Below are 25,256 nucleotides of genomic sequence, written 5' to 3'. Positions count from 1 at the left end.
GGTCGCCGGCCGCGCCCTGGCCGGCCGGGTCCGGGCATGCCCTCCGGTTCTCACATCGATGGCCGGCGGAGAGGCCGGGCCTGGCCCGCGGGAGGCATGGGCGGCGGCGCGCGAGGGGCCGAGTGGCGGGCGGTAACGCGGCGTCAGGCATCCCTGCGGCAAGGTCCGGAAGCGGACGATCTCATTCCGCCTTCGTGCTCATGCCCGCGGGAGGTTGAAGGAACAGCCGCACCCGGCCAGAATTGCTTCCAGAGCAGCGCCGTCCTGCGAGGGGCGGCCTGCCTGCCAACCCCCCGAGGAATCACCACCCTGTCCTCCGCCCCGCTGCCGCGCCGCAGGCTCGGCCTGGCCGCCACCCTCCTGGCCCTTGCCGGCCCCTTGCTGCCGCTGACCGCCTGCGCCCCGGCCCCCGCCGCGGCCCAGCGCGGCCTGCTGCCCGATTTCGCCGACCTGGCGGAGCGCGTGCAGCCCGCCGTGGTCAACATCGCCGTCACCTCCGAGCAGCGGATGGAGATCCCGCCCGAGCTGCGCGGCACGCCTTTCGAGCGCTATTTCCGCGACCGCCAGCGCAACCGGCGGCAGGAGACGGTGGGGGCCGGCAGCGGCTTCATCATCGACCCGGCGGGCTTCATCGTCACCAACAACCATGTCGTCGGCAGTGCCAGCCGCGTAGTGGTCGCGCTGCAGGACGGCTCCGAGCACCCCGCGCGCGTAGTCGGCACGGATGAGCTCACCGACCTCGCCCTGCTGAAGATCGAGCCGCGCGGGCCGCTGACGGCGGTGACCTGGGGGGTCTCGGCCAATGCCCGGATCGGGTCCTGGGTGTTGGCGGCGGGCAATCCCTTCGGCCTGGGCGGCACCGTCACCTCCGGCATCATCTCCGCCCGCGGGCGGGAGATCGGCGCCGGGCCCTTCGACGACTTCATCCAGACCGATGCCGCCATCAATCCGGGCAATTCCGGCGGGCCTCTGTTCAATGCGGCGGGCGAGGTGATCGGCATCAACACCGCCATCTACTCGCCCTCCGGCGCCTCGGCCGGCATCGGCTTCGCGACCCCCTCCGACCTCGCGCGGCCGGTGATCGAGCAGCTCCGCCGCGACGGGCGGGTGGAGCGCGGCTGGCTCGGCGTCTCGGTGCAGGATGTGGTGCCGGCGGAGGGCCGGGACGGCCGGCGCGGCGTGCTGATCGCCGGCATCGAGCGGAACAGCCCGGCCGGCCGGGCCGGCCTGCGGCAGGGGGACATCGTGGTGGCCATCAATGGCGACCGCGTCGAGACCTCCCGCGCCCTGGTCCGCACCGTGGCGGCGGTGCCGCCCGGCCAGACCCTGCGGCTGACCGTGCTGCGGGAGGGACGGGAGCGCGAGCTGCCGGTGCAGGTCGGGCGCCGGCCGGGGGCGGGCTGATACCCGGCTCGCGGCGGCGGGCGGCTGGGGCCATGGCCTGCGCCAGCATGGCAGGAGGCTGGCATGGGGCGGCGCCGGCAGGGGATGCGGCCCGCCCGGGATGCGGGGCGTGGTCCCGGCCTTCCGGGCATGGTGTAGAATACATGCGCCGGGCAGGCCGCGGTAAGCCGGCCTACGGCCAGAAGGGATGGTGCCCGGTGCGCCTGCGGCCGCGCCCGGGCGATTCGTCCGGGCGCGGCCGCAGGCCGGAGCAGGGCGCCGCGGGGCGGAAACGCCCGGAGTCGTGAATCTGCTCATTTGAACAAAGTCCTGGACCATCCTCAGGCTGCACAGCCAGCCTGAAGAGGTCTAAGGCTGCCGCCCCGCCGGCGCGGAGGAGGATTGGGGAAAAGATGCGGATTCTGCTGGTCGAGGACGATGCCGAGGTCGCGCGCTTCGTGCGGAAGGGCCTGCAGGAGGCCGGCCATACGGTCGAGCACGCGACGAATGGCCGGGACGGCCTGTTCCTGGCTGCCTCCGAGCAGTTCGACATGCTGGTCCTGGACCGCATGCTGCCGGGGGGCGTGGACGGGGTGCGCCTGGTCGAGACGCTGCGCAGCCAGGGCAACCGCACCCCTGTCCTGTTCCTCTCGGCCCTCTCGGCGGTGGATGAACGGGTGAAGGGCCTCAAGGCCGGCGGCGACGACTACCTGACCAAGCCCTTCGCCTTCGCCGAGTTGCTGGCGCGGGTCGAGGCGCTGGGGCGGCGCCCCTCGGTGGATGCGCCGGCGACGAAGCTGCGGGTGGCTGACCTGGAGCTCGACCTGCTGTCGCGCACCGTGACGCGGGCGGGCAGGCGGATCGAGGTGCAGCCGCGGGAATTCCGGCTGCTGGAGCACCTGATGCGCCATGCCGGGCAGGTGGTCACCCGCACCATGCTGCTGGAGAAGGTCTGGGACTACCATTTCGACCCGCAGACCAATGTCATCGACGTCCATGTCTCCCGCCTGCGGCAGAAGCTGGACAAGGGCTTCGACAAGCCGCTGATCCATACCGTGCGCAACGCCGGCTACATGATCCGGGCGGAGCCCTAGGGCGGATTGCGGCAGGCCGTGAACGACCGGACGCGTGAGGCCGCTCGAACGACAATGAGCCATGGCGGATGGCGTTCCGCCATGCACGCCATCCGCCATGGCCTGGGCGCCTGCGCCCCCCGCGCCGGATCGGCCGGGCGGGCATGCGGCAGGCGCCATGCGTTTGCGGCCTCGCGGTCGCGCGCGGGGCGGATCCTGCCCACGGCATGCGGGAGGCATGACCGGGGCGCCGGCCCGGGGCGGCAGGCGTGGTGAGCGGGCATTCCACGATCACCGGAATGGTGCGGCCCCCCGGCCGGCGGGCGGCCGCGCCGCCGGTCCCGGCCAGCCTGGCCCTCGGCCCGCCGCGCCTGCTGAAGAGCGCGGGCTTCCGCTTCGCCGCCCTCTTCGCCGCGATGTTCGCCGCCGCTGCCATCGCGCTGGTCGCCGTGATGTGGTGGGCGACCACCGGCGCGCTCGACCGCCAGACCGATGCCGCCATCCGCGCCGATGCCATCGCCCTCGCCGAGCGCTGGCGCGAGGCCGGGCCGGCCGGCCTCGCCGAGGCGATCGAGGAGCGGCTCGCCGTCGATGTGGACAATGAAACGATCTACCTGCTGACGGAGAGCGAGAGCGGGCGGCGGCTCGCCGGCAATCTCGACAGCTGGCCGAGGCAGGCGCAGGAGACCGGCCCCTGGTTCCGCATCAGCGTGCTGCATGACGGCACGGAGGCCGAGGCCAGGTTGCACCGGATCGAGTTGCCGGGCCTGCGGCTGCTGATCGGCCGGGACGAGACCGAGCGCAGCGAGTTGCGCCGGCTGCTGACCGAGGGCTTCGTCTGGGCGTCCGGCGCCGTGCTGGTCTTCGCGCTGGCCGGGGCCTGGCTGATCCGCGCGGCGCTGCAGGCCCGCATGCGCCCGGCCTTCGTCACCACCGCGGCGATCGCCGGGGGCGATCTCTTCTCCCGCGTCGCCCTCTCCGGCCGGGAGGACGAGTTCGACCGGCTGGCGCAGACCATGAACACCATGCTCGACCGCATCGGCATGCTGATGGAGGGGGTGCGCGGCGTGTCGGACGCCATCGCGCACGACCTGCGCACCCCGATCGCCCGCGCCCGTGCCAAGCTGGAGGATGCGCTGGCGACGGCGGAGGACGAGGAGGCGCTGCGCGCGGCGGTGGAGCAGGGCATCGCCGACCTGGATGGCATCAGCCGCATCTTCCAGGCCCTGCTGCGCATCGCCGAGGCCGAGGCGGGCGCCCGGCGCGCCGCCTTCGCGCCGCTCGACCTGGTGCCGCTGCTGGCGGATGCGGCGGAGATCTACGAGGCGACGGCCGAGGCGCGCGGCCAGCACCTGACCACCGACCTGCCCGGGCGGCTGGACCTGGTGGGCGACCGCGACCTGCTGCTGCAGGCGGTGGCGAACCTGCTGGACAATGCCATCAAATTCGCCCCGCCGGGCGGCACGGTGCAGCTTTCCGCCGCCGCGACGCCGCGGGGGATCGAGGTGGCGGTGGCGGATGACGGCCCGGGCCTCTCGCCCGAGGACCGCAAGCATGCCGGCGAGCGCTTCTTCCGGGCCGACCGGGCGCGCGCCACGCCGGGCTCCGGCCTCGGCCTCTCCCTGGTGCGGGCGGTCGCGCAGATGCATGCCGGCGAATTGCTGCTGGCGGATGCGGTGCCGGGGCGGGAGCCGCCCGGTCTCCGGGTGGTGATCCGCTTGCCCGGTGCATGACCGAAGCGTCATGTTCCGCCCACCGCCCCTTGACCCCCAAGGGATCACTGTCCGGACCGCGATGACGGCTGCCCTGACGCCCCCTGCGATCCTCCTGGCCCTGGTGGTTTCCGCCGCGGCGGAGCCGAGCCCGCGCATCACCACCGACACTCGGGAATATTGCAGCAGCCTGGTGACGCGCCTCGCCACTCTGCCGGCGGCGCAGCAGGAACCCTCCCGCAGCCTGGCGGCGGAGGGCGAGCGGCTTTGCGGCAATGGCCATGTCCGCACCGGCATCGCCAAGTTGCGGCGCGCGGTGCGCGCGGCCCAGGCGGCGCCCTGATCCCGGCGCTCTGACCCCGCGGCTTGAGGGGGCAGCTCACCACCCCTAAGCTCCCCGCAACCAAGGGGGAAGCGCCGTGAGCGAGTTGCTGTTCGAGACCAGTGGCGGGATCGCCACCATCACCCTGAACCGTCCCGACAGCGGCAATGCCTTCACCACCGAGATGCTGGCGGAGTGGGAGCGGGCGCTGCGCGAATGCATCGCCGATGACGCGATCCGCGCGGTGGTGCTGACCGGGGCGGGCCGCATCTTCTGTTCGGGCGGCGACGTCAAGCGCATGGCGCGCAACGCCGCCGGCGGCCAGACCGCCTGGGACCGCGGGCAGTACCTGATCAACCACGTCCACCGCATCCCGCTGACCCTGCAGGAGCTGGACAAGCCCTATATCGTCGCGGTGAACGGCGCCGCGACCGGCGCCGGCATGGACATGGCGCTGATGGGCGACCTGCGCTTCGCTGCCGAGAGCGCCCGCTTCGCCGAGAGCTACATCAAGGTGGGCTTCGTCGCCGGGGATGGCGGCGCCTGGATGCTGCCGCGGCTGATCGGCACGCCCAAGGCGCTGGAGATGCTCTGGACCGGCGATTTCGTCTCGGCCGAGGAGGCGGAGCGGATCGGGCTGGTGAACAAGGTCCTGCCCGATGACCAGCTCATGTCCCACACCATGGCGGTGGCCGAGCGGCTGGCGAACGGGCCGACGGTCGCGATCCGGCTGATGAAGCGCATGGTGCGCCAGGGCGCGAACAGCAGCTTCCCCGAAGCCCTGACCTTCGCCGCGAGCTGCACCGGCGTGGTCGCCGGGACGGAGGACTACCGGGAGGCGACGGCGGCCTTCGCCGAGAAGCGCAAGCCGGTCTTCAAGGGACGATGAGCGCGATGCCCGCCGCCGGGGTGCGGCGCCCATGACCCGCCCCTGCGTCCCTTACCTCCCGCCCGGCCGGCGCCCCGCCTTCGCCGTGCCGCCGGGCGCCTGCGACAGCCATGTGCATGTCTTCGGCCCCTACAGCCGCTTCCCGCTGGCCGAGGACCGCAGCTACACACCGGTGGAGGCGCCGGTGGAGGCCTTCCTCGCGCATCTCGAGGCGCTCGGCTTCGAGCGCGGCGTGATCGTGACGGCCAGCGCGCAGGGCACCGACAATTCGGCCATGCTGGATGCGCTGCGGCGCCACCCCGCGCGCTTCCGCGGCGTCGCCGTGCTGCCGCCGGAGACGACCGACCGCGAACTGGACGAGATGACGGCGGCCGGCGTGCGGGCGCTGCGCCTCAACCTGCTGCGCGGCGCCGCCGGTGAGCGCACCTACCGCAACGGCGTCGGGCTGGAGAGCCTGGAGGCGCTCGGGCCCCGCCTTCGGGAGCGTGGCTGGCACCTGCAGGTCTGGATCCATGCCCGCGACCTGGCGGAGGCGCTGCCGGCGCTGGAGCCCTGCGGCATGGAACTGGTGGTGGACCATATGGGCCGCATCGATACGCGGCAGGACGCCCCGGACCATCCCGGCTTCCGTCTCCTCTGCGACCTGCTGCGGGATGGCCGGGCCTGGACCAAGATCTCCGGCGCCGACCGCATCACCCATGGCGAGGCGCCCTGGTCCGGGGCCGATCCCTTCGCCCGAGCGCTGCTGGCCGCCAATGCCGCGCGCTGCGTCTGGGGCACGGACTGGCCGCATATCGCCTATTCCGACCACCCCGTGCCGGAGGATGCGGCGCTGGCCGACAAGCTGGCCGGGTGGTGCCCGGACGCCGCGATGCTCAAGGCCGTGCTGGTGGACAATCCCGCCCGGCTCTACGGGTTCCCGGCCGGATCGGCTGAGGGCGGCACGGCCGAAGGGGTGAATCCGGCCGGCAAGGCAAGGACCGGATCGGCTGAGGGCGGCACGGCCGAAGGGGTGAATCCGGCCGGCAAACTGACATAGGAGGAAACGGACATGCTCGACGGAACCACCTGGCGCGTGCCGTCCATGCGCCACAAGGTCAGCGCGGAGGAGTGGCAGGCCCGCGTCGATCTCGCCGCCTGCTACCGCCTGGTCGATCTCTACCACATGAGCGACCTGATCGCGAACCATGTCTCCGTCCGCGTGCCGGGCGAGGATGCCTTCCTGATCAACGCCTATGGCATGCTCTACGAGGAGATCACCGCCTCCTCGCTCATGAAGATCGACTATGACGGCAATGTCCTGCTGGCGCCGGAATTCCCGGGCGACACCCAGTATGGCGTGAACCGCGCCGGCTTCGTCATCCACTCCGCCATCCACAAGGCGCGGCATGACCTCGCCTGCGTCGCGCACACCCATACCTGGGCGGGCATGGCGGTCTCCACGCTGGAATGCGGCCTGCTGCCCAACACCCAGACCAGCATGCGCTTCGCCAAGATCAGCTATCACGACTTCAACGGCGTGGTGCTCGACCTCGGCGAGCAGGAACGGCTGGTGCGCGACCTCGGCGACAACAACGCCATGATCCTGCGCAACCACGGCCTGCTGACGGTCGGGCGCACGATTCCGGAAGCCTTCAACGCCCTGCACCGGCTGGAACTGTCCTGCAGGACGCAGATCGCGGCGATGTCCTGCAACAGCCCGATGATCAAGGTGCCGGACGACATCGTCGAGAAGACATACATGAACTACCAGCCGCATGTCCGCCGGCCCTTCGGCGTGCTCGACTGGCCGGCGCTGCTGCGCAAGCTGGACCGCATCGACCCGAGCTACCGCGACTGAGCCGACCATGGTGCGGGTGCTGCTGTCCGATGTCGCCGCGGCAAGGCACGGCACCCGCATCCGGGAAGCCGTGCCGATGGTCGCGCTGGTCCCCGTCGCGCCGGAGGGCCCGCTGCCCGACCCGGCCGGCGCGGAGATCGCCTTCGTCACCCGCGACCTCTTCGCCGGCGGCACGCGCCACCGGCTGGACCCGCGCTTCCTCCGCTTCGTCGCATATCTGAAGGCCGCGCCCGATCTCCGCTGGGTGCAGACCTTCTCGGCCGGCACCGACCTTGACGTCTATCAGGAGATGCTGGCGCGCGGCCTGTTCGTCACCAACAGCGCCGGCGCCAGCGCGCCCGCGGTGGCGCAGACCGCCATCACCGGCCTGATGGCGCTCGCCCGGCAATTCCCTCGCGCTGCCGAGGCCCAGGCGCGCCGGGCCTGGGAACCGCTCTACGCCGCGCCGGAGCCGCGCGATGTCGAGGGCCAGGAGGCGCTGATCATCGGCACCGGTCCGATCGGGCAGGAGATCGCCCGGCTCTGCCGCGCCTTCGGCCTGCGTGCCACCGGCATCCGCCGCGATGCGGGGGCCGGCATCCCGCCCGGCTTCGATGCGGTGGCCGGCTTCGCCGCCCTGCCGGACCTGCTGCCGCGGACGGACTGGCTCATCCTCGCCTGCCCGCTGACCGAGACGACGCGCGGCCTGATCGATGCCCGCGCGCTCTCCCTGCTGCCGCCGGGGCGGCACCTCGTCAACGTCTCCCGCGGCGGGGTGGTGGAGGAGGCGGCGCTGCTGGCCGCGCTGCGGGAGGGGCACCTGGCCGGCGCCTTCCTCGACGTCTTCACGCAGGAGCCGCTGCCGGCGGACAACCCCTTCTGGGGGCTGCCGAACGTCATCGTCTCCCCGCACAGCGCCGCGGCCTCGGACGGGCTGCCGGAGCGGGTGGCGGCGATCTTCTGCGACAACCTCCGCCGCTGGGCGCGGGGCGAGCCGCTGCGGAACCTGGCGCGGCGGTAGGGCGGCGGGCCGGCCTTCAGCTGGTCCGCGCCAGCACCGCCTGCACCGCCCGCTGCCAGGCCTCCCAGGCCGCATCCGCGGCCGCGCCGGCCCGCTCCGCCGCCTGGCTCGCCTCGGTCAGGCGGCGCCGCGCCTCCTCCCGCGCCGGGCCGCTGCGGTCCTCCACCGCCGCCCGGGCCCGGCCGAGCGTGGCCTCCGCCACGGCATAGGTGCGGATGGCGCCGCGCGCCGCATCCAGCAGCCGCCGCGCCTCGGCGAGGCCGGCCACCACCTCCGCCAGCGCCGCGCGCCCCGGCGCTTCCGCCGGCAGCCGCTCCAGCACCGTGCGCAGCGTCTCCAGGCTGCCCGGACCGCCGGGCAGGCGGCGCAGGCTCTCCTCCACATCGATGTCGCGCCAGCGCAGCAGCACCGGGTCGCCGAGGCCGGCATCGAAGAGCGGCACCTCCCGCTGCGCCTCCCGCGTCCAGGCGAAGCGGAGCGTGGTCGCCCCGCCTTCCAGCATCGCCTCGGTCCGCAGGCCGAAATCGCCCTCCGCCGCTACCGGAAAGAGCGGCGTGGCGCCCGGGCGGCGCGGCAGGTCCACCACCAGCCGGCCGCGCCCGCCGCGCGGGTCGATGGCGAGCGCCGTCTCCTCCCGCTGCAGGAGGCCGATCACCACCACGCCGCGGCGGAACTCCACCTTCGCCGGCTGCTCGCTGCCGCCCTGGGAGGCGGTGAGCTGCAGGTCGCGGTCGCGCGCATAGGCGAGGATCCGCCGCTCCTCCGGCGCCAGGGCGCGCAGCTCGGCATCGCCCAGCCAGGCCCCCGCCTCGGCGCCGCCCGCGCCGAAGACGGCGGCCAGCCCGTCCGGCAGCACATGGCCGGTGGTGTTCGTCAGGCGCACCGCGTTCAGCGGGTGGCGCGCCGCGAGATCCTGCACCCACCAGATCCGCTCGGCCGGCAGGGTGGCATCGAGGAAGGGCAGGTTCGCCGTCTCCCCGCCGCGGATCGAGACCGGGGCGGGCAGGCTGAAGGCGACCCGGCCGGGGGAGGCGGACGGCAGCGCCGCGGGCAGGGCGGCGAGCGGCGGAGGCTGGGGCGCGGCCGCGGGCGCGGCGCGCAGCATGGCGGGGGCCGGGGCGGCCATGGGGGGCGGCATGGGCGGCGGCGGCGGGCGCGGGCCGGTATCGGCCTCCACCCGCACCTGCTCCGCCCCGCGCACCGGCAGCACCGGCCGCTGCACCAGGATCGGCGCATAGATCGCCTGGGCGAAGGCCGCCGGATTGCCGGAGACGAGGGAGAGCCGCACCTTGTCCCAATCCGCGCCGGAGCGGTTCTCCACCACCGCCCAGCCCTGCAACCGCGCCTCGCCCTCACCGTCCGGCAGCACCAGCCGCCAGGAAGGCTTCCAGAGCGGCGCGGCGGCGACGTAGGTGAGCCCGACCTCGCGCGGCGCCGTGGCGCCTTCCAGCGCCACCTCCACCTCCCGCACATCCGCGCTGCGGCTCGCCGCCAGCGCCTCCGCCGCGCGGGCGATGCGGGCGGCGAGCGCCTGGTCCTGCAGCCGCACCTCCTCCCCCTCCGGCAGGGTCAGCAGCCGGAGGCCGCTGCCGGTCAGCAGCGCGATGCGCAGCCCGTCCTCGCCTTCCTCGGCGCCGGCCAGCCGCCCCTCCGCGCCGCCGGCCGCGACGGGCTGGCCGCCCAGCGCGCGCAGCAGCGTCAGGCGGCTCTCGAAATCCGCCGGGCGCAGGGGCAGGCCGCGGAAGGCCTCCGCCTCCAGGTCCTGGGCCGGCAGGCGGACCGCGCCGGCGCGCCCGGCGGGGTCGCGCAGCAGCAGCGATTTCAGCACATCGTCCACATCCCCGACCGGGACGCGGAAGCGCAGCGCGGCCTCGGGTGCGAGCTCCCCCGCGCGCTCGATCTGCATCAGCCCGGCATTGGAGAGCGTGACGCTGCGCACCGGCAACTCGGCCGCGGCGGCGGGCAGCGCGACGAGCAGCGCCGCGAGGGTGGCGGGCAGGCGGGGCGCGGGGCGGCGCAAGGCAGTGTCTCCGGGCAGGGCTGGGCAGCGTAACGGGCCGAATCCGGTCTCCGCCAGCCTGCGGCGCGGGTGGTGCGGGCCGCATGCCCCGCCGCGATCTGCCCTGGCCGGTGCCTTGGCCCGTGGCCTGGGTGGGCCGGGCGGAGAAAGCCGGCTTAGGATGCGCGCAACACCGGCGCCGTCCCAAGGCGCCCCGAACGGGAGGATCCGTCTATGCTCCGCGCCGCGCTGCGCCATCCCCTGTTGATGGTCTGTGCCTGCCTCGCCCTGATGCTGGCCCTGATGCCTGCCGCCCGCGCCCAGGCGCCCGCCTGGCCGGCCGAGCGGCCGGTGCGGATCATCATCGCCTGGCCGCCGGGCGGCACCACCGATTTCGTCAGCCGGCTCTATGCGCGGCATCTCGGCGAGCTGCTCGGCCAGTCCTTCGTGGTGGAGAACCGGCCGGGCGGCGGCGGCTCCATCGCCTGGCGCGCCGTGGCAGGGGCGCGGCCGGACGGCTACACGCTGCTGCTGACCGAGAATTCGCTGGCCACCGCGCCGCCGCTGATGCCCGATCTCGGCCTCGATGTGCGCACGGATTTCGCGCCGGTCTCCCTGCTGGTGGACTACCCCTCCGTCATCGCCGTGCCCGCCGCACTGCCGGCGCAGACCCTGCCGGAGCTGGTGGCGCTGGCGCGGCGGGAGCCGGGGGTGCTGAATTTCGGCTCCATGGGCAATGGCTCCTCCCTGCATCTCTATGCCGAGACGCTGCAGGACGTGGCGGGCTTCCGCATGACGCATGTGCCCTATCGCGGCGCCGGGCCGGCCTTCACCGACCTCGTCGCGGGGCGCATCCAGATGCTGCTGGCGGCACCGCCGACCGTGCTGGGCGCGGTGCGCGGCGGCCAGGTGCGGGTGGTCGCCATCGGCACCAGCGGCGGGCGCATCCCCGCGCTGCCGGAGGTGCCGACGGCGCGCGAGGCGGGCGTCGATTTCCCCTTCTCCTACTGGTACGGCCTGCTCGGCCCGAAGGGGCTGGAGCCGGCGGTGGCGGCGCGGCTGCTGGAGGGCGTGCGGCAGGTGCATGCGCTGCCGGAGGTGCAGGCGCGCTTCGCCGAGCAGGGCGGCGTGCCGCTCGGCGGCGATGGCGAGGCGCTGGCGAAGCTGCTGGCGGAGGAGCTGACGCGCTGGGGCGGGCTGATCCGCGCCAAGGGAATCACGCCGTAGCTGACGCTGCCGCCAAGTCCCATCTGGCCAAGCCGCCCGGGCCGAACGGCCGCTCAAGGGTGCCGTTGGCAAGCGGCTAACTTATCGAACAGCTTGTCGAGGGTAGGGCAGCATGGGGCGCAAGCCCAAAGCTGGCAGTGTTGGAGAGCAAGACGTCGGACCCGGAGCAGTCTAGACGATTCGTAGAAGCTGCTCGGCAGGTCAGGGTAGACGAGACAGGCGAGGCCTTTGAGCGGGCTTTCAAACAGATCGCTTCGCCCAAATGCCTGCCCACGCAATCCTGTGTGGATGCCCGTCTACCGGGCCGACCGAAGAAGCCGGCACGGTAGCGCGGGCCATTTAGTTCAGCTTGAATTCCCCAACGTCAGGCCGCTTCCGCGGAGGCCGCCCAAGCGGGAGTTCGGACTGACCTAGGATCGGGAGGAGATCATTGTTCTCCTCGATCCGGAGCATTCGCATGTCTCGCACAACCGCCCGGAACCATGGGTGCTTCGCTTGCACATCCTGGATCGCCAGGAAGCATTGCACCGGATTTGGGTTGTTGCTGAAGTAAACACTACCCTGCTGCCGCCAGAAACCACGCTCCGTCAGCACGCGAGCGATATCTCCGTAAGCGTTGTTCGGATTTGCGCCGGGGTAGTGGTTCCGGAGCGCCTCCTGGTCCAGATCAAAGGCGATCGCATACATGCGACCGGTACTCCATAGACTAGAGTTACCGCTTGCAAACGGAGTTTCTGCGGCTTCATCAACCGGCCCGTTGTCGCGGCTGCGTAACTGATTCATGCTCGCCAGCCCCCGCCTCTCCTGCGCACGTTACGAATTGGCGCTTTACCGCACAACCCGCGCATGCTACTCGAAGTAGCGCTGCAGTCCGGCGCCGCTTTCAGGTGGCGCCGTTCTGAGGCTCCTCTCAGTGGAGAGGGGGGGACTGGTTGACCGACTTCTGACGCTAACGCAGCTGAGTATCGGTCAGGCTACGGGTAATGTCCGGGCGGGGTACCACACCACGCTGTACTCCTTTCTCGGTTGAGGTTCCGGCTTGCGCTTCACTTTCCTAGGGCGCTGCGCTTGCCGATTGAACTGCTAGTCGGCGGGTCCCTCCTGGGGGTCCGCCGCTTCCTTCTCGGGTTCTGCGTTAGCGACCCCTGCTAGGAAGTTGGCTGGCGCTTCGGCCCCGCGCACGCTGTCTGCGCTCTGAGCCTCGCTCCATTCCTTCAGCCCGTATCCCTGTCCGCGCTGGTTGTCGAAAATGCCCTTCGCTGAACTGAGATACGAACTAACCACGCCAATCTTGTTGGAGGAGGGGATACAGACGCCGCGCCCTTCAATGGCCGTTACAATCTCCGGCGTCTCTGCGCGGGCACCCTTCTCTCGGAGGTAATCTGCAGCAGCGGCTCTGATCGTGTCTGCCGAAGACTCTCTGCGCGAAGATGCGGTGAAGGTGCTCACCCCAAATGCGTGTTGTGCGCGTCCAACTCCAGTGATGCCATGTTGCGGAACCAACAAGGATCGCTTGGCCGGTTCTGCGTGCCCCTCATAGGCCGCGATCACCGCCTGCACGGCCTTGAGTTTCCGCATTAAGGGCAGGGCTTCGAGTTCGGCGGTCAACCGAGCCTCCTCTTCCCGTGCTGCCCTTAGCATCTCGTCCGCCACAACGTGCCCCTGTCTCCGTAACGGCTAATATGCCTAAGCCAAGGCTCGCGATCAATAGGTGTCTATGCGCCGCCAATGGCTCGTAGAAGGATTTTTCTTCGCCGCAGACCGTGTTGATGCAATGTTCTCTATTGACAGAGAGGGTTTTCGCTCAAGCTGCCCGATTCTTGGCATTGCGGACCGTGTCTGTGGGTTCCGTCTATACAGAGTGGGGCGGCCGACGTTGGGAACGTAAAATGCGATGTAGCGCTGCCGCTATATGTTGGTGGAGGCGCATGGCCGCGCCTCCGCGACCGCGGCGGGGCTTCGGCACTACTCCGGTTGTTGCTGCTCGCGCGACGGTGCCGGGCGCAACATTCGCGCGCCTGTGACAGCCTCCGGTCCCTGCGCTCACCACTCCGCCAGCCGCACCGGCGGCTGGCGCGCCAGCGCGATGGAGGCGACGAAGGCAGCCAGCGAGAAGGCGAGCCCCGTGCCGAAGACCGCCGCATGGCTCTCCCCCGTCGCGGCGAACAGGGCGGCCAGGGCGAAGCCCACCACCGTCTGCACCACCGCGAAGACCGCGGTGCACTGCACCCAGAGCCCGGTCGCCCGCGGCCCCGCCATTTCCCGCGTCACGCCGAGCGTCACCGTCGTCACGCCGATCGCCGCGAAGCCCGCGGCGGCGGCGGCCGGCAACACCAGCGCGGCCACCGGCGGCAGGGCGAGGGCGAGGGCCAGGGCCTGGACCAGCAGCCAGGCCAGCAGCGTCCGCCGCCCGCCGAACCGGTCCACCACCCGCCCGCTCAGCACCCCGCCCGCGATGCCCGCCAGGCCGAAGACCAGCCAGAGCAGCGCGCCGATCTCGATACCGAGGCCCCGGCCCCGCGCCGCGAGATCGGCCAGGTAGACCATCGGCGGCACCATCCCCGCCCCGTGCAGCCCATAGAGCAGCAGGAGGAGGCGGGCGCGCGGCGGCGGCTCGGCCGCGACGCCCGTCACCGCCATGTCCGGCCAGCGCGGATGCGCGAAGGCCCAGAGCAGCAGCACGAGCATGGCGAGGCCGAGCCAGGTGCCCGGCAGGCCCGTGCCCAGCAGCGCCGGCACGGCCAGCGCGCCGGTGGCGATGCCGAGGCCCACCCCGGCGATCACCACGCCACCCGCCGCGCCGCGCCGCTCGGGCGGCACGGAGGCCTGGGTGGCCGGGCCGGCCAGCGCCATCAGCAGCCCGCCCGCCACCCCCGCCATGGTCCGCCAGAGCAGGAACCACCAGAAGCCGCCATTCCAGGCACAGGCCGCGAGGGAGAGGGCGACCAGCGCCATGCCGAGATCGAGCGTGCCCGGTACGCCGAGGCGGCGCGCGGACCGGCGCCCGAGCAGCGTGCCGATGAGGTAGCCGAGCAGCGCGGCGGCGCCGAGCGTCCCCGCCTCCCCACCATTCACCCAGCCTGCCCCGACCATGGCCGGGAAGAGCGGGACATAGGCAAAGCGCGCGAGCCCGTTGCCCGAGGCGGTGGCGGCGGCGCCCGCGAGGGCATGGCGGAGGAAGCTGGACACGGGGCCGAGCGTAAACGGCTGCGCCCCCGCTGCCAGTGCCGGCACCGCATGGCCGGCCCGTCATGCCTGCGGAACCGAATGCCCGGCCTGGCTTTTCAACCGCCATGCTCGAACCGACGCAGCGCAGCGGGGACAGGCTGCTGGCGCAGCAGACGGCGCTGGCGCGCTTCGGCGAACTGGCACTGCATTCCGAGGATCTGCAGGAGATCCTGCACGATGCCTGCCGGCTGGTCGCGGAGGGGCTCGGCACCGGCCTCGCCAAGGTGCTGGAACTGCAGCCGGATGGCCGGACGCTGCTGGTGCGGGCCGGCGTCGGCTGGCAGCCGGGCGTGGTCGGGCAGGTCACGCTGCAGGCCGATCCCGGCACGCTGGAGGGCCTGGCCCTGGCGACGCCGGAGGCGCTGGCCTGCGCCGACACCGACCAGGAGGAGCGCTTCCGCCTGCCCCCCTTCATGGTGGAGCATGGCGTGCGGTCCTTCGTGAACGTCCTCGTCATCGGCGCCGATGGCAGGCCGCCCTATGGCATCCTGGAGGTGGACAGCCGGGAGCCGCGTGCCTTCGACGGCGACGAGATCGCCTTCCTGCAGACCTATGCCAACATGCTGGCCGCGGCGGTGGAGCGCCTGCGCGCGGGCGACGAGCTGCGCGCCCGCGCCGCCGATATCGAGCGGCTGTTCCGCGAGTTGCAGCACCGCGTGAAGAACAACCTGATGGTCATCGTCGGCCTGATGCAATTGCAGGTGCGGCGGGCCACGACCCCCGAGGCGCAGGAGGCGCTGCAGGTGGTGCGCCAGCGCGTCGACGCGCTGCGGCTGCTGCATGACAAGCTCTACCTGGCCGGCGATGTGGACCGGGTCGATCTCGGCGCCTATCTCGGCGAGCTGGCGGGCACGCTGCTGCGCTTCCATGCCGAGGAGGAGCGGCGCATCCGCCTGGTGCTGGAGATGCGCCGCATGATCGTGCGGCCGGAGCAGGCGGCGCCGCTCGGCCTTATCGTCAACGAGTTCATCACCAACAGCCTGAAATACGCTTTCGAGACCGATGGCGGGACCATCGGTCTGCGGCTGGAGCCGGCGCGGGGCGGCGAGGCGCGGCTGCTGCTGTGGGATGACGGGCGGGGCCTGCCGGCGGAGCGCACCGGCGGCACCGGCATGCGGCTGATCGATGGGCTGGCCCGGCAGCTCTCGGCCCGGCTCGACTGGACGGCGACCGGCCGGGGCACGCGGCTCAGCCTGGTGCTGCGGCCATTGTCACTGGCGTGAAGCACGCGGCTGTGTGCTTTGGTAACCATTCCGATCCGATAGTTTCGCGTTCGGCGCGAGCTTGGGCGCCATCGGAACCGGGTCCGGGGACGCATGGATCAGCAGGGCAGGGCGCCTCTGGCGCTGGTGGTGGAGGACGAGGCGCTGCTCGCGCTCGAGATGCAGGATGTCCTGCAGGCCGAGGGGTTCGAGACGCAGATCGCCTGCACCGAGGCGGCGGCGCTGGCCATGTCACCGGACGGGCTCGCGGTGGCGGTGGTCAATCTGCGGCTGAATGGCCGGCTGCTGGGCCATGGCGTGATCCGCCGGCTGCGGGAGCGGCAGCCGAACCTGCCGGTGGTGGTGGTGACAGGCTATGACCCGGATGCGCCGCAGGCGGATCTGCGGGGCCTCGGCTGGCCCACGGCGCGGCTGCAGAAGCCGATTCAGAGCAACGAACTGGGCGAGGCGGTGCGCAGCGTCATCGTCCAGGCGCAAACGGGCGCGCGGCCCGTGATCGGCCGCCGGCAGCGGGATGGCGCCGGCAGAGACTGAGGCCAGACGCCGGAGCGCGTCCGGGGCCGGTACGCCTGCGGGGCTCCCGCCCGTCCATGGCCATGCCGGACCGCCGCATGCCGGGATTCGCGGGGCGGAGTCACACTCCCTGCGAGCCGCCTCGGCCGTCCAGCCGGACAGGCGCGATGCGTCGCCTGAGCAGGGCCACTCAGGCGATGCTGGCCCTAGGGCTGGCCGGGCTCCGCGCTGAACAGGTCCTTCTTGCCGGGCTTGTCCTTCCATTCATCGGCATCGGCCGGCGGCTCGCCCTTGCGGGTGATGTTCGGCCACTGCGCGGCATAGGTCCGGTTCAACTCGGCCCATTCGGCGGCGCGGTCGTCGCTGTCCGGCACGATCGCCTCGGCGGGGCATTCCGGCTCGCAGACGCCGCAATCGATGCACTCGTCCGGATGGATGACCAGCATGTTCTCGCCGACGTAGAAGCAGTCCACCGGACAGACCTCCACGCAGTCCATGTACTTGCACTTGATGCAGTTCTCGAGAACGACATAGGTCACGGCTGGCAGTCCCTCAGGCCCGGCGATGCGGCAGGGGGGGAGACATGGACCGCGACGCGGCCTCTGGCAAGCCACTGGCTGGCCGGAGGGGGGGCGAAAATCACCAAAACGAAGCGGGAATAAGATCAGATCAGGCGCAGAGAAGCGTGAATAGGCGCCCGGATCAGGTTCAGGCCGGTCCCGCCGCCGAGAGATCCTCGAACAGGGTCCGCGCTTCGGTCGCCGGGCCGCGCCGGTCACCGAGCGCGACCACCTTCCACACCCGCACCACCCCCCGCTCGGGCGAGCCGAGCGCGAAGGTCAGCACATCGCCCGCGCGCAGCTTCGCATGCGGCTTGTCGGTCGGCTGCCGGTTGATGCGGACGCTGCCGCCTTCGACGATGCGGGCGCAGGCGCTGCGGGTCTTCGCCACCCGCGCGCACCAGAGCCATTTGTCGAGCCGCTGCCAGTCCCGGTCCTCGCCGCCTTCCGCCACGCTGTCATGCCCCCTCCCCGAAGGCCCCCAGAGTGCGGCGCGCCGCGGCGGCGCGCCACCGCTTTGCCGGGGGCGCCAGGTCACGCCCCCGGGTGGTCAGCCCTGCTGCAGCTTGAGCCGCGCCAGGACCGCGAAGGGCGAATCCGGGTTCGGCCCGGCGGGCTCGGCCGGCTTGCCGCGCGGCGGCGCCTCCGGCCGCTCGCCCCGATGGGAGGGATGATCGGCGCGGGGGCCGCGCGGGCCGCGATCCTCCTCGCGCCGGTCCGGCCGCGGGCCGCGCGGCGGTCCGCCCGGGCCGCGGTCGCGGTTCTGGAACGGCTTTCCGCCGAAGCCGCCGCGCGTCACCTCCAGCTTGCCCGGGCCCTTGCGCAGTTCGGGCGGGATGGGCGGGCCATAGAAGATCATCGCCGCGCTGGTCGGCGGCGGCAGCGGCACCTCCGGCTGCGGGGCGGGCCGGGCCTCGCGCTGCTCCCGCGGCGGGCGGCGGTCACGGTCGCGCGGCGGGCGCCCTTCCTGCCGGTCGCGCGGCGGCCTGCCTTCCTGGCGGTCGCGCGGGGCATGGTGCTCCCGCGGCGGGCGGCCCTCCTGCGGCGGGCGAGCCTCGCGCTGGCCGTCCGGCCGCGCCTCGCGGCGGTCCTCCCGGCGGCCATGGCGCGGCCCGTCCTGCCGCTGGCCATCCGGGCGCGGCCCCTGGCCGGGGCGGCCCTGGTGGCGCGGGCCACGATGGTGCTGGTGGTGCTGCGGCCGCGGCTGGGCGACGCGCAGCGGCGTCGGCGGTCCGTACTCGTTCTCGGCGAGCGGCGGCGGCTCCAGCAGCCGGAAGCCGAGCGCGGTCAGCGCCGCGCCCAGCGTGTCGGCCTTCACCCCCAGCCGGCTGGCCAGGTCGGGCGGCGGCGGCGCAGGCGCGCGGCGGGTCAGGAAGCCGAGCTCGGCCGCGATCCGCTCCGCGACATCGAGGCGCAGCAGCACGGGGCCCGCCGGCAGCCAGCCCATGGCCTGGGCGAAGCCGGTCGGCCAGCCGATCGGCGGCGGAGGATTCTCCTCGCCGTCCTGCGCCTCGCGCAGTTGCAGCGCCACCAGGCCGGGGGCGGGCAGGGGCGGCGTGTCGATGTTGCGCGACATGGCCCAGAGCTGGGCGCGCAGCGCCATGGCACGCGGCTTCAGTGCCTCCGGGACAAACAGGGCGAAGCGGCCAGCGCGGACGCCGATCGCCTTCAACTTCTGCCGGAGGTCCTGGTTGATCTCGGCATTGGTGTTGCCGGGGACGAGGCCGAGATGCTCGCGCAGCTGGAAGGCCGGGCCGCGCAGCGCGCCCTCGGCCTCTGCCTTGGCCTCGATGGTGGACAGGATGGCGAGCTCCTTGCCCACCAGCCCCTCGACCCATTTGGCGAGGCGGGCGCGGACGCGCTCGCGCTGGGCGCCGTCCAGGAACTCGCTGGCCAGCACCTCGACCTGCGGCTTGCCAGGCTCGGAGCCCGGGCGGAGCCGGGCGATCTCGGCCGGCGCGGCGCCGGGGCTGGTCCAGGTGATGCGGTGGCCGGGCGTCAGGGCGAAGGCCTCGTCCTTCGCCGTCTCCACCGCCGCGATGCGGCGCGGCATCTCCTCCCGCAGCGCGCGGCGGGCGGCGCGCAGCACCAGCTTGCGCTCCTCCTCCGTCTCCGCCTCGGTCTCGGGGTGGAAGAGGAAACCCTCCACGCGGCCGACCGCATGGCCCTCCACCACCACCTCGCCCTGGCGGGTGACGGCGGAGAGCAGGTCCTCCTCCGTATCATCCAGGCGACGGATCAGATGCGCGGCGCGGCGGTCCACGAAGCGGGCGGTCAGCCGCTCATGCAGCGCGTCGGAGACGGCGTCCTCGGCCTTGCGGGCCTCCGCCTGGAAGGTCGCGGCGTCGCGGGTCCAGTCGGCGCGGGCGGCGATATAGGACCAGACGCGGATATTGGCGAGGCGGGCCATCAGCGTGTCGAGGTCGCCCTCGGTATTGCCGCACTGCCCGATCTGGCCGGCCACCCAGTCATCCGGCAGGACGCCGTCCTCGGCCAGGTGCTTGAAGATGCGGCCGCAGAGCCGGACATGGGTATCGTCCGCCAGCTTGCGGAAATCCGGCACCTGGCAGGCTTCCCAGAGGAGACGGACGCGGTTGCGGCCATGGGCAAGGCCGCGCACCTCCTCCTCCCGCGCCAGCATGGACAGCGTGATGAAGTCGTCCGCATCGTTCCCGCGGGCAAGGCCGGGGAAGGGCGGCGGGGTCGAGAGGCTGTCGAGCAGCGCATCGACGCTGGTGAGGTCGAGCTCGCTGTTCCGCCAGGCCAGCGTCTGCAGCGTCTCGAAATTATGGTTCTCGACCTTGTGGACGATCTCGTCCGGCAGGGGCGGGCAGTCCCCGGTGGTGCCGAAGGTGCCGTCACGCATGCCGCGCCCGGCGCGGCCGGCGATCTGCGCCGCCTCCTGCGCCGTGAGCGCCCGGGCCTTGTGGCCGTCGAATTTCTGCAGGGCGGCGAAGGCCACATGGTCCACATCCATGTTGAGCCCCATCCCGATGGCGTCCGTCGCCACCAGGAAGTCCACCTCCCGGTTCTGGTAGAGCGCCACCTGGGCGTTGCGGGTGCGGGGGCTGAGGCGCCCCATCACCACGGCGCAGCCGCCGCGGCGGCGGCGGATGGCCTCGGCGATCGCATAGACCTCGGCCGCCGAGAAGGCGACGACGGCGCTGCGCGGCGGCAGGCGGGTCAGCTTGGCCGGGCCGGCATGGGTCAGCTGGGAGAGGCGCGGGCGCGTCTCGACCTCGGCCTGCGGGACCAGGCGCTGCAGCAGCGGCCGGATGGTCTCGGCGCCCATGAACATGGTCTCGACCATGCCGCGGGCGTTCAGCAGCCGGTCGGTGAAGACATGGCCGCGGTCGGGGTCGGCGCAGAGCTGGATCTCGTCCACCGCCACGAACTCGACCCTTCGGTCGAGCGGCATGGCCTCGACCGTGCAGGCGAACCACTTCGCCTCCGGCGGGATGATCTTCTCCTCCCCCGTGATCAGGGCGACGTAGCGCTCGCCCTTGGCGGCCACCATGCGGTCGTAATTCTCGCGCGCCAGCAGGCGGAGCGGGAAACCGATGATGCCGCTGCTGTGGGCGAGCAGGCGGGTGATCGCCAGATGCGTCTTGCCGGTGTTGGTAGGGCCCAACACGGCCTTGACCCGGGCGTCGAACATGGGGGGGTGGGTATCCGGCATGCGGGCCCATGCATGGGCCGGATACGCGCGATTTGCAACCGCGCCGGCCGGGGGTTAGTGGGCGATGATGCCCGCAGAACGAGACCATGCCGCCCGCGGACCGGCCCGCCGCGCGGCATCTCCCGGCCCCCGGCCGGGCCGCTGACGCCCCGCGCCATGCCGGTTCCCACCCGCTTCGCCCTGCTTTTTGCCGCGCAATTCGCCGCCGTCGGCGTGCTGATGCCCTTCCTGCCGGCGGTGCTGGCCGGGCAGGGGCTGGGGCCGGAGCAGATCGCGCTGATCCTCGCCGCCGGCTCGGCCGTGCGGTTGCTGGCGGCGCCTGCGGTGGGGCGCGGGGCGGATGGCTTCGGCGATGCGCGGACCATCCTGGTGCTGGCCGCGGCGCTGGCCGCCTGCACGGTGACCGGCTTCGCCCTGGCGCAGGGCTTCGTCGCGCTGCTGCTGGTCGCCGTACTGCACGCCATGGTGAACGCGCCGGTGATCCCCCTCTCGGACGCGCTCTGCCTGGGCGCGGCGCGGGAGCGGCGCTTCGACTACGGGCGGGTGCGCTCGGCCGGCTCCCTCTCCTTCATCCTGGCGGCCGTCGCGGCGGGGCAGGCGGTGCAGGGCTTCGGGGTGACGAGCGTGATCTGGCTGGCCTCGGCCTGCCTGGCGCTGACCGCGCTGGCGGCGCGCGGCCTGCCGCCGCTGCGCCGGGGCGGGGGCGGGCGGGGCGGTTTCCGGGCGCCCTTCGCCTCCCCGGCCTTCCGGCGGATCCTGCCGCTCTCGGCGCTGATCCAGGGCAGCCATGCGCTCTATTACGGCTTCGCCACGCTGCACTGGCAGGCAGCCGGCCTCTCGCCCGGGGTCATCGGCCTGCTCTGGGCGGAGGGGGTGGTGGCGGAGGTCGCGCTCTTCCTCTGGGGCAAGCCGGTCGCCGACCGGCTGGGCGCGGCCGGGCTGGCGGCGCTGGCCGCCGCGGCGGGGCTGGTCCGCTGGGGCGTCACGGCCGAGACCAGCTGGCTGCCGGCACTGGCCGCCGTGCAGTTGCTGCATGCCGTGACCTTCGGGGCGCAGCACCTGGCGGCGATGCGGGTGCTGGGCGGCATGCCCCCCGCCCAGGCCGCGACGGCGCAGACGCTGCACGCCTCGCTCGGCGTCGGGCTGGCCTCGGGGCTGCTGACCTTTGCCTCCGGCCCGCTCTATGCCGCCTGGGGCGGGCAGGGATTCTGGGCGATGGCGGCGCTCTGCGCCCTGGCCCTGCCGCTGGCCTGGCGCCTGAAGCGGGCGCTGCGCGCGGCCGGCTAGAGCAGCTGTGACCACGGCGGGGTTCCACGCCGGGGGCGGAAGATGTTGCAATGCCGGCGCCAGGACGCGAGGGGAGCCAACCCCATGCTGCTCGACCTGTTCATGCGCCGCCTGATCCGGACCGGCACGCTTGAGCTTCGCTACCCCGACGGGACGCTGCGCCGCTACGGCAACGGGCAGGGACCGGTGGCCGGCATGGCATTGCGGACGCCGCGGGCGGAACGGCGGATGGTCCTGAACCCCACGCTGGCCGCCGGTGAGCTCTACATGGATGGCGAGCTGGAGCCGGAGGGGTGTAGCCTCTACGAGCTTCTGGACCTGCTGGTGGTCAATCTCTGGTATGGCGGCGGCCATCCGGCCGAGCAGGTCGTCACCGCGGCGCGCACCCTGCTGCGGCGACTCGAGCAGCTCAACCCGGCCGGACGGGCGCGGCGCAACGTCGCCCACCACTACGACCTGAACGGGCGGCTCTACGCGCTCTTCCTCGATCGCGACCGGCAATATTCCTGCGCCTATTTCCGGCGCGGCGACGAGACGCTGGAGGAGGCGCAGGAAGCCAAGAAGCGCCACATCGCGGCGAAGCTCCGGCTGAACCGGCCGGGTCTGGAGGTGCTGGACATCGGCTGCGGCTGGGGCGGCATGGCGCTGACCCTGGCGCGCGACTGGGGCGCCCGCGTCACCGGCATCACGCTGAGCGAGGAGCAGTTGCAACTGGCCCGCCAGCGGGCGGCGGAGGCGGGCCTCGCCGACCGGGTGCGGTTCGAGCTGATGGACTACCGCGCCTGGCGCCGGCCGGTGGACCGGATCGTCTCCATCGGCATGTTCGAGCATGTGGGAATCGCCCATTACCGCAGCTTCTTCCGCAAGGTGCGGGACGCGCTGAAGCCGGACGGGGTGGCGCTGATCCATGCCATCGGCCGGCAGAGCGGCCCCGGCGCCACCAACCCCTGGCTGGCCAAGTACATCTTCCCCGGCGGCTATTCCCCGGCCTTGTCCGAGGTGCTGCCGGCGGTCGAGAAGGCCGGGCTCTGGCTGACCGATCTCGAGATCCTCAGGCTGCACTACGCCCTGACGCTCCGGGAATGGCGCCGCCGCTTCGCCGCCAACCGGGACGCCATCCAGGCCCTGTATGACGAGCGCTTCTGCCGCATGTTCGAGTTCTACCTGGCGGGCTGCGAGCTGGCCTTCCGGCGGACCGACCACATGAACTGGCAGATGCAGCTGGTCCGGGAGAAGGAGGCGCTGCCGCTGACCCGGGACTGGATGTGGGAGACGGAGCGGGCGGCGGTCGAGGCGTGAGCTTCGGAGATTGCGCTTCAGGAGGCTGCGGCAAGGCGCGGCGGCCCGGGAGGGCGATTGCCGACGCCCGCAGCCGGCGCGCCGTGCCCACCTGGCTCAGCGCAGGCCGCAGACGGCATTGGCCGCCTGCGGCCTGACGGAGCCGCCTCAGCCGACGGGCTTCGTGCAATGGCCCCAATCCATGGGCAGCAACATACGGCCGGTGTTCCGGTCCATCCCGAACTTCCTCTGCAGGAGCTCGGCGCGCAGGTTCGCCGCGGCCTTGGCGTCGTCGATGATGCACAGACCGCCGGTTGCCGAACTCACCGCCGATGCCGCGAGGTCCCAGGCCGCGCCCGCCGCCAGTCGCCTTTCCGCCGTGTCCACCGCCGCCATGCTCTGCAGCAGGGCCAGCAGCGAGGGCATGGTGTGGCGGCTCCGGTAGGCGCTCGCGGCGACCAGCAGTGGTCCGCCCTGCTGCAGGGCGAGCAGGCTGCGTTCCGTCGCGGCGGCATTCTGCTGCGACGCCGTGGTGATGCGGTTGAACCAGCTTGCCGCCAGCATCTGGGTCGCGTGCATGGCGGAGGCATCATGCGCGACAACGGTGAGGACGGCGACCGGCGCCGGCTTCGCCTGCCAGGCGACATCGGGCTGGTTTGACTCCTCTTTGCATCCAGGAACGGGAAGCAATGAGGACTGCGCGGCGACGCTGCCATTGAGGAGCTTGTACTGCCGGCACACGCGCTGCTGCGCCGCATGGCCGCCGCGGCTGTTATCCAAGGCGGGGATCGCCTCGTCGTCACCGGTATTGTCCAGCCTGGATGCAAGCTGGCTCTCCCTGGAGTCCAGCCAGAGGCGTTGGCCCTGATTGGCGGACCAGAAGGCGGGGTTGCCACCGACCACCACCATGCGCCCCTGCACGAAAGGCGTCAGCCAGGGTGACGCGGGCGGGATGCGCAGATTCGCCGCCGTGGTCGCGGCATCCGCTGGAACATCGGCCGGCCTGGGGACGAGAGCGCTGCCATTCGGGTTCGGGACACCGGCGTGGTAGAATTGCACGGTGAAATCGAGAACCGCACGATTGTCGTTGTTGGCGATGACCAGGCGCGCGGCATTCGTGGCGGCCTCGACAGCTGCCGCTGCCAAGGGGTTGCCGGCCATGGCGGCGATGGTGCCGCCGAACCTGTTGGCGGTTTCCAGGCCGTTGAGCGCCTCCCGGTTCCTTTCGCCGGTCACGTCCAGCACGCGCACGCGGATGCGCGGCGGCGCAGCGCTGTTCCACTGGCTCTTCGCGTATACCACGATGTCGTTGAAGTTGAGTTGTCCGCCGGCTCTCACACCACGCTGATACCAGGCGACGATCGGCCTCGGTGGTTTGCCGTCCTCCAGCAATCGCTCATCCGTCCAGACATCAATGATGATCGCGGCGTCGATCGTCGCCCGGCAGAGCTGGCAATACCAGGGCGAGCCGAATAACCCGCGGCGCCACCACAGTCCTTCCTTCACCTCCCACGCCCGGTCTTCCGGGAGGTACATACGGCTGAGGATGACAGAGGCCGGCTCGTTGTGGTTGATCCAGAATTTGCTGTCATTCGCGATGAAGCGGGGCGGCACGAGCTCGGCCATATTGGCCGGTTGATGCTGCAGGCAGGTGATTTTTACCTGGGGTTTATTCCAGTCTTCGCAATCTGGCGGTTGATTCCGTCCGGGGGACTGGATGGATTCTGGCGGCAGCGGCAGGCGGTTGTCGGCACGCAGGACGAAGTTGCTGTCCCATACGCCGAAGATCCGGTTCTCCCCGTAGAGGGGCGTCGTCGCCGGCGCGTCGCTGCCAAGATCGGTCGATGCACCGCACGCGGCTGCCAACAAGGCCAGGCAGCCCGCCAAAATCGCGCCTACTCTCAAGATCCCCTCCCATGGAGTCGACAGTCCCACAGCAGAGGTGCTAAACCGGAACGGTTTGATAGTCACGAGAATTTGATGGAAGGCGCGCCCCCATATGCCGCGCGTGGCCGCGCCACCACGCCGCCCGGCCGACCCCGC

21 protein-coding genes are annotated in these 25,256 nt (G+C 72.2%); 13 read left to right on the top strand and 8 right to left on the bottom strand.

Annotated features, from left to right (window positions below; all coding sequences use genetic code 11):
* The first annotated feature begins 378 nt into the window (after positions 1 to 378).
* The 8 genes from LHA35_RS13275 (at position 379) to LHA35_RS13240 (ending at position 8,219) form a co-directional block, all read left to right on the top strand.
* A complete protein-coding gene (locus LHA35_RS13275) occupies positions 379 to 1,404 on the top strand; it encodes a trypsin-like peptidase domain-containing protein (protein WP_226608755.1) in 1,026 nt (341 codons plus the stop codon).
* 392 nt (positions 1,405 to 1,796) lie between these two features.
* Positions 1,797 to 2,477 (top strand): winged helix-turn-helix domain-containing protein, encoded by a 681-nt coding sequence (locus LHA35_RS13270; RefSeq protein ID WP_226608754.1) that lies wholly within the window; start codon positions 1,797 to 1,799, stop codon positions 2,475 to 2,477.
* 251 nt (positions 2,478 to 2,728) lie between these two features.
* Positions 2,729 to 4,189, top strand: coding sequence for a HAMP domain-containing sensor histidine kinase (locus tag LHA35_RS13265; RefSeq protein ID WP_226608753.1), 1,461 nt, complete (start codon positions 2,729 to 2,731; stop codon positions 4,187 to 4,189).
* A 61-nt stretch (positions 4,190 to 4,250) separates the two neighbouring features.
* Positions 4,251 to 4,511: a hypothetical protein gene (locus LHA35_RS13260; RefSeq protein WP_226608752.1), complete on the top strand. Its 261-nt coding sequence runs from the start codon at positions 4,251 to 4,253 to the stop codon at positions 4,509 to 4,511.
* Positions 4,512 to 4,587: 76 nt separating this feature from the next.
* Positions 4,588 to 5,379: an enoyl-CoA hydratase/isomerase family protein gene (locus LHA35_RS13255; RefSeq protein WP_226608751.1), complete on the top strand. Its 792-nt coding sequence runs from the start codon at positions 4,588 to 4,590 to the stop codon at positions 5,377 to 5,379.
* A 31-nt stretch (positions 5,380 to 5,410) separates the two neighbouring features.
* Positions 5,411 to 6,418 (top strand): amidohydrolase family protein, encoded by a 1,008-nt coding sequence (locus LHA35_RS13250; RefSeq protein ID WP_226608750.1) that lies wholly within the window; start codon positions 5,411 to 5,413, stop codon positions 6,416 to 6,418.
* A gap of 12 nt (positions 6,419 to 6,430) precedes the next feature.
* On the top strand, positions 6,431 to 7,219 hold the full coding sequence (locus LHA35_RS13245; protein ID WP_226608749.1) for a class II aldolase/adducin family protein: 789 nt from the start codon (positions 6,431 to 6,433) through the stop codon (positions 7,217 to 7,219).
* A 7-nt stretch (positions 7,220 to 7,226) separates the two neighbouring features.
* A complete protein-coding gene (locus tag LHA35_RS13240) occupies positions 7,227 to 8,219 on the top strand; it encodes a D-2-hydroxyacid dehydrogenase (protein ID WP_226608748.1) in 993 nt (330 codons plus the stop codon).
* A gap of 16 nt (positions 8,220 to 8,235) precedes the next feature.
* Here LHA35_RS13240 and LHA35_RS28650 read toward each other — a convergent pair whose 3' ends face one another.
* Positions 8,236 to 10,239 (bottom strand): DUF4139 domain-containing protein, encoded by a 2,004-nt coding sequence (locus LHA35_RS28650; protein ID WP_264185518.1) that lies wholly within the window; start codon positions 10,237 to 10,239, stop codon positions 8,236 to 8,238.
* 213 nt (positions 10,240 to 10,452) lie between these two features.
* Here LHA35_RS28650 and LHA35_RS13225 point away from each other — a divergent pair, with 213 nt between their 5' ends.
* On the top strand, positions 10,453 to 11,445 hold the full coding sequence (locus LHA35_RS13225; protein WP_226608747.1) for a Bug family tripartite tricarboxylate transporter substrate binding protein: 993 nt from the start codon (positions 10,453 to 10,455) through the stop codon (positions 11,443 to 11,445).
* A 339-nt stretch (positions 11,446 to 11,784) separates the two neighbouring features.
* On the opposite strand, the gene LHA35_RS13220 is transcribed toward LHA35_RS13225, so the two are convergent.
* The 3 genes from LHA35_RS13220 to LHA35_RS13210 form a co-directional block, all read right to left on the bottom strand.
* Positions 11,785 to 12,132 (bottom strand): hypothetical protein, encoded by a 348-nt coding sequence (locus LHA35_RS13220; protein WP_226608746.1) that lies wholly within the window; start codon positions 12,130 to 12,132, stop codon positions 11,785 to 11,787.
* A gap of 396 nt (positions 12,133 to 12,528) precedes the next feature.
* Positions 12,529 to 13,053, bottom strand: a complete 525-nt coding sequence (locus LHA35_RS13215; RefSeq protein WP_226608745.1) for a hypothetical protein — start codon at positions 13,051 to 13,053, stop codon at positions 12,529 to 12,531.
* A 435-nt stretch (positions 13,054 to 13,488) separates the two neighbouring features.
* On the bottom strand, positions 13,489 to 14,634 hold the full coding sequence (locus LHA35_RS13210; RefSeq protein ID WP_226608744.1) for a YbfB/YjiJ family MFS transporter: 1,146 nt from the start codon (positions 14,632 to 14,634) through the stop codon (positions 13,489 to 13,491).
* Positions 14,635 to 14,738: 104 nt separating this feature from the next.
* On the opposite strand from LHA35_RS13210, the gene LHA35_RS13205 reads away from it, so the two are divergent.
* Positions 14,739 to 15,896: a sensor histidine kinase gene (locus LHA35_RS13205; RefSeq protein ID WP_226608743.1), complete on the top strand. Its 1,158-nt coding sequence runs from the start codon at positions 14,739 to 14,741 to the stop codon at positions 15,894 to 15,896.
* A gap of 93 nt (positions 15,897 to 15,989) precedes the next feature.
* Complete coding sequence (locus LHA35_RS13200; RefSeq protein ID WP_226608742.1) at positions 15,990 to 16,430, top strand: response regulator; 441 nt, start codon at positions 15,990 to 15,992, stop codon at positions 16,428 to 16,430.
* 185 nt (positions 16,431 to 16,615) lie between these two features.
* On the opposite strand, the gene fdxA is transcribed toward LHA35_RS13200, so the two are convergent.
* The 3 genes from fdxA to LHA35_RS13185 form a co-directional block, all read right to left on the bottom strand.
* Entirely contained in the window at positions 16,616 to 16,948 is a 333-nt protein-coding gene (gene fdxA / locus LHA35_RS13195) for a ferredoxin FdxA (RefSeq protein WP_226608741.1), read from the bottom strand.
* A 169-nt stretch (positions 16,949 to 17,117) separates the two neighbouring features.
* On the bottom strand, positions 17,118 to 17,423 hold the full coding sequence (locus LHA35_RS13190; protein ID WP_226608740.1) for an RNA-binding S4 domain-containing protein: 306 nt from the start codon (positions 17,421 to 17,423) through the stop codon (positions 17,118 to 17,120).
* A gap of 96 nt (positions 17,424 to 17,519) precedes the next feature.
* Complete coding sequence (locus tag LHA35_RS13185) at positions 17,520 to 20,648, bottom strand: helicase-related protein (protein WP_338050871.1); 3,129 nt, start codon at positions 20,646 to 20,648, stop codon at positions 17,520 to 17,522.
* 156 nt (positions 20,649 to 20,804) lie between these two features.
* On the opposite strand from LHA35_RS13185, the gene LHA35_RS13180 reads away from it, so the two are divergent.
* Both LHA35_RS13180 and LHA35_RS13175 read left to right on the top strand, forming a co-directional pair.
* Positions 20,805 to 21,935: an MFS transporter gene (locus tag LHA35_RS13180; protein WP_226608739.1), complete on the top strand. Its 1,131-nt coding sequence runs from the start codon at positions 20,805 to 20,807 to the stop codon at positions 21,933 to 21,935.
* Positions 21,936 to 22,019: 84 nt separating this feature from the next.
* Positions 22,020 to 23,234 carry an SAM-dependent methyltransferase gene (locus tag LHA35_RS13175; RefSeq protein WP_226608738.1) on the top strand — a complete coding sequence of 405 codons (1,215 nt, stop codon included), beginning with the start codon at positions 22,020 to 22,022 and terminating at the stop codon, positions 23,232 to 23,234.
* A gap of 147 nt (positions 23,235 to 23,381) precedes the next feature.
* On the opposite strand, the gene LHA35_RS13170 is transcribed toward LHA35_RS13175, so the two are convergent.
* On the bottom strand, positions 23,382 to 25,118 hold the full coding sequence (locus LHA35_RS13170; protein ID WP_226608737.1) for a hypothetical protein: 1,737 nt from the start codon (positions 25,116 to 25,118) through the stop codon (positions 23,382 to 23,384).
* Positions 25,119 to 25,256 lie beyond the last annotated feature (138 nt).

This window comes from Roseicella aerolata (assembly GCF_020523605.1).
Lineage (GTDB): Bacteria > Pseudomonadota > Alphaproteobacteria > Acetobacterales > Acetobacteraceae > Paracraurococcus > Paracraurococcus aerolatus.
The sequence above is the reverse complement of the archived record's forward strand: the minus strand, read 5'-3'. Positions and strand labels throughout refer to the sequence as shown.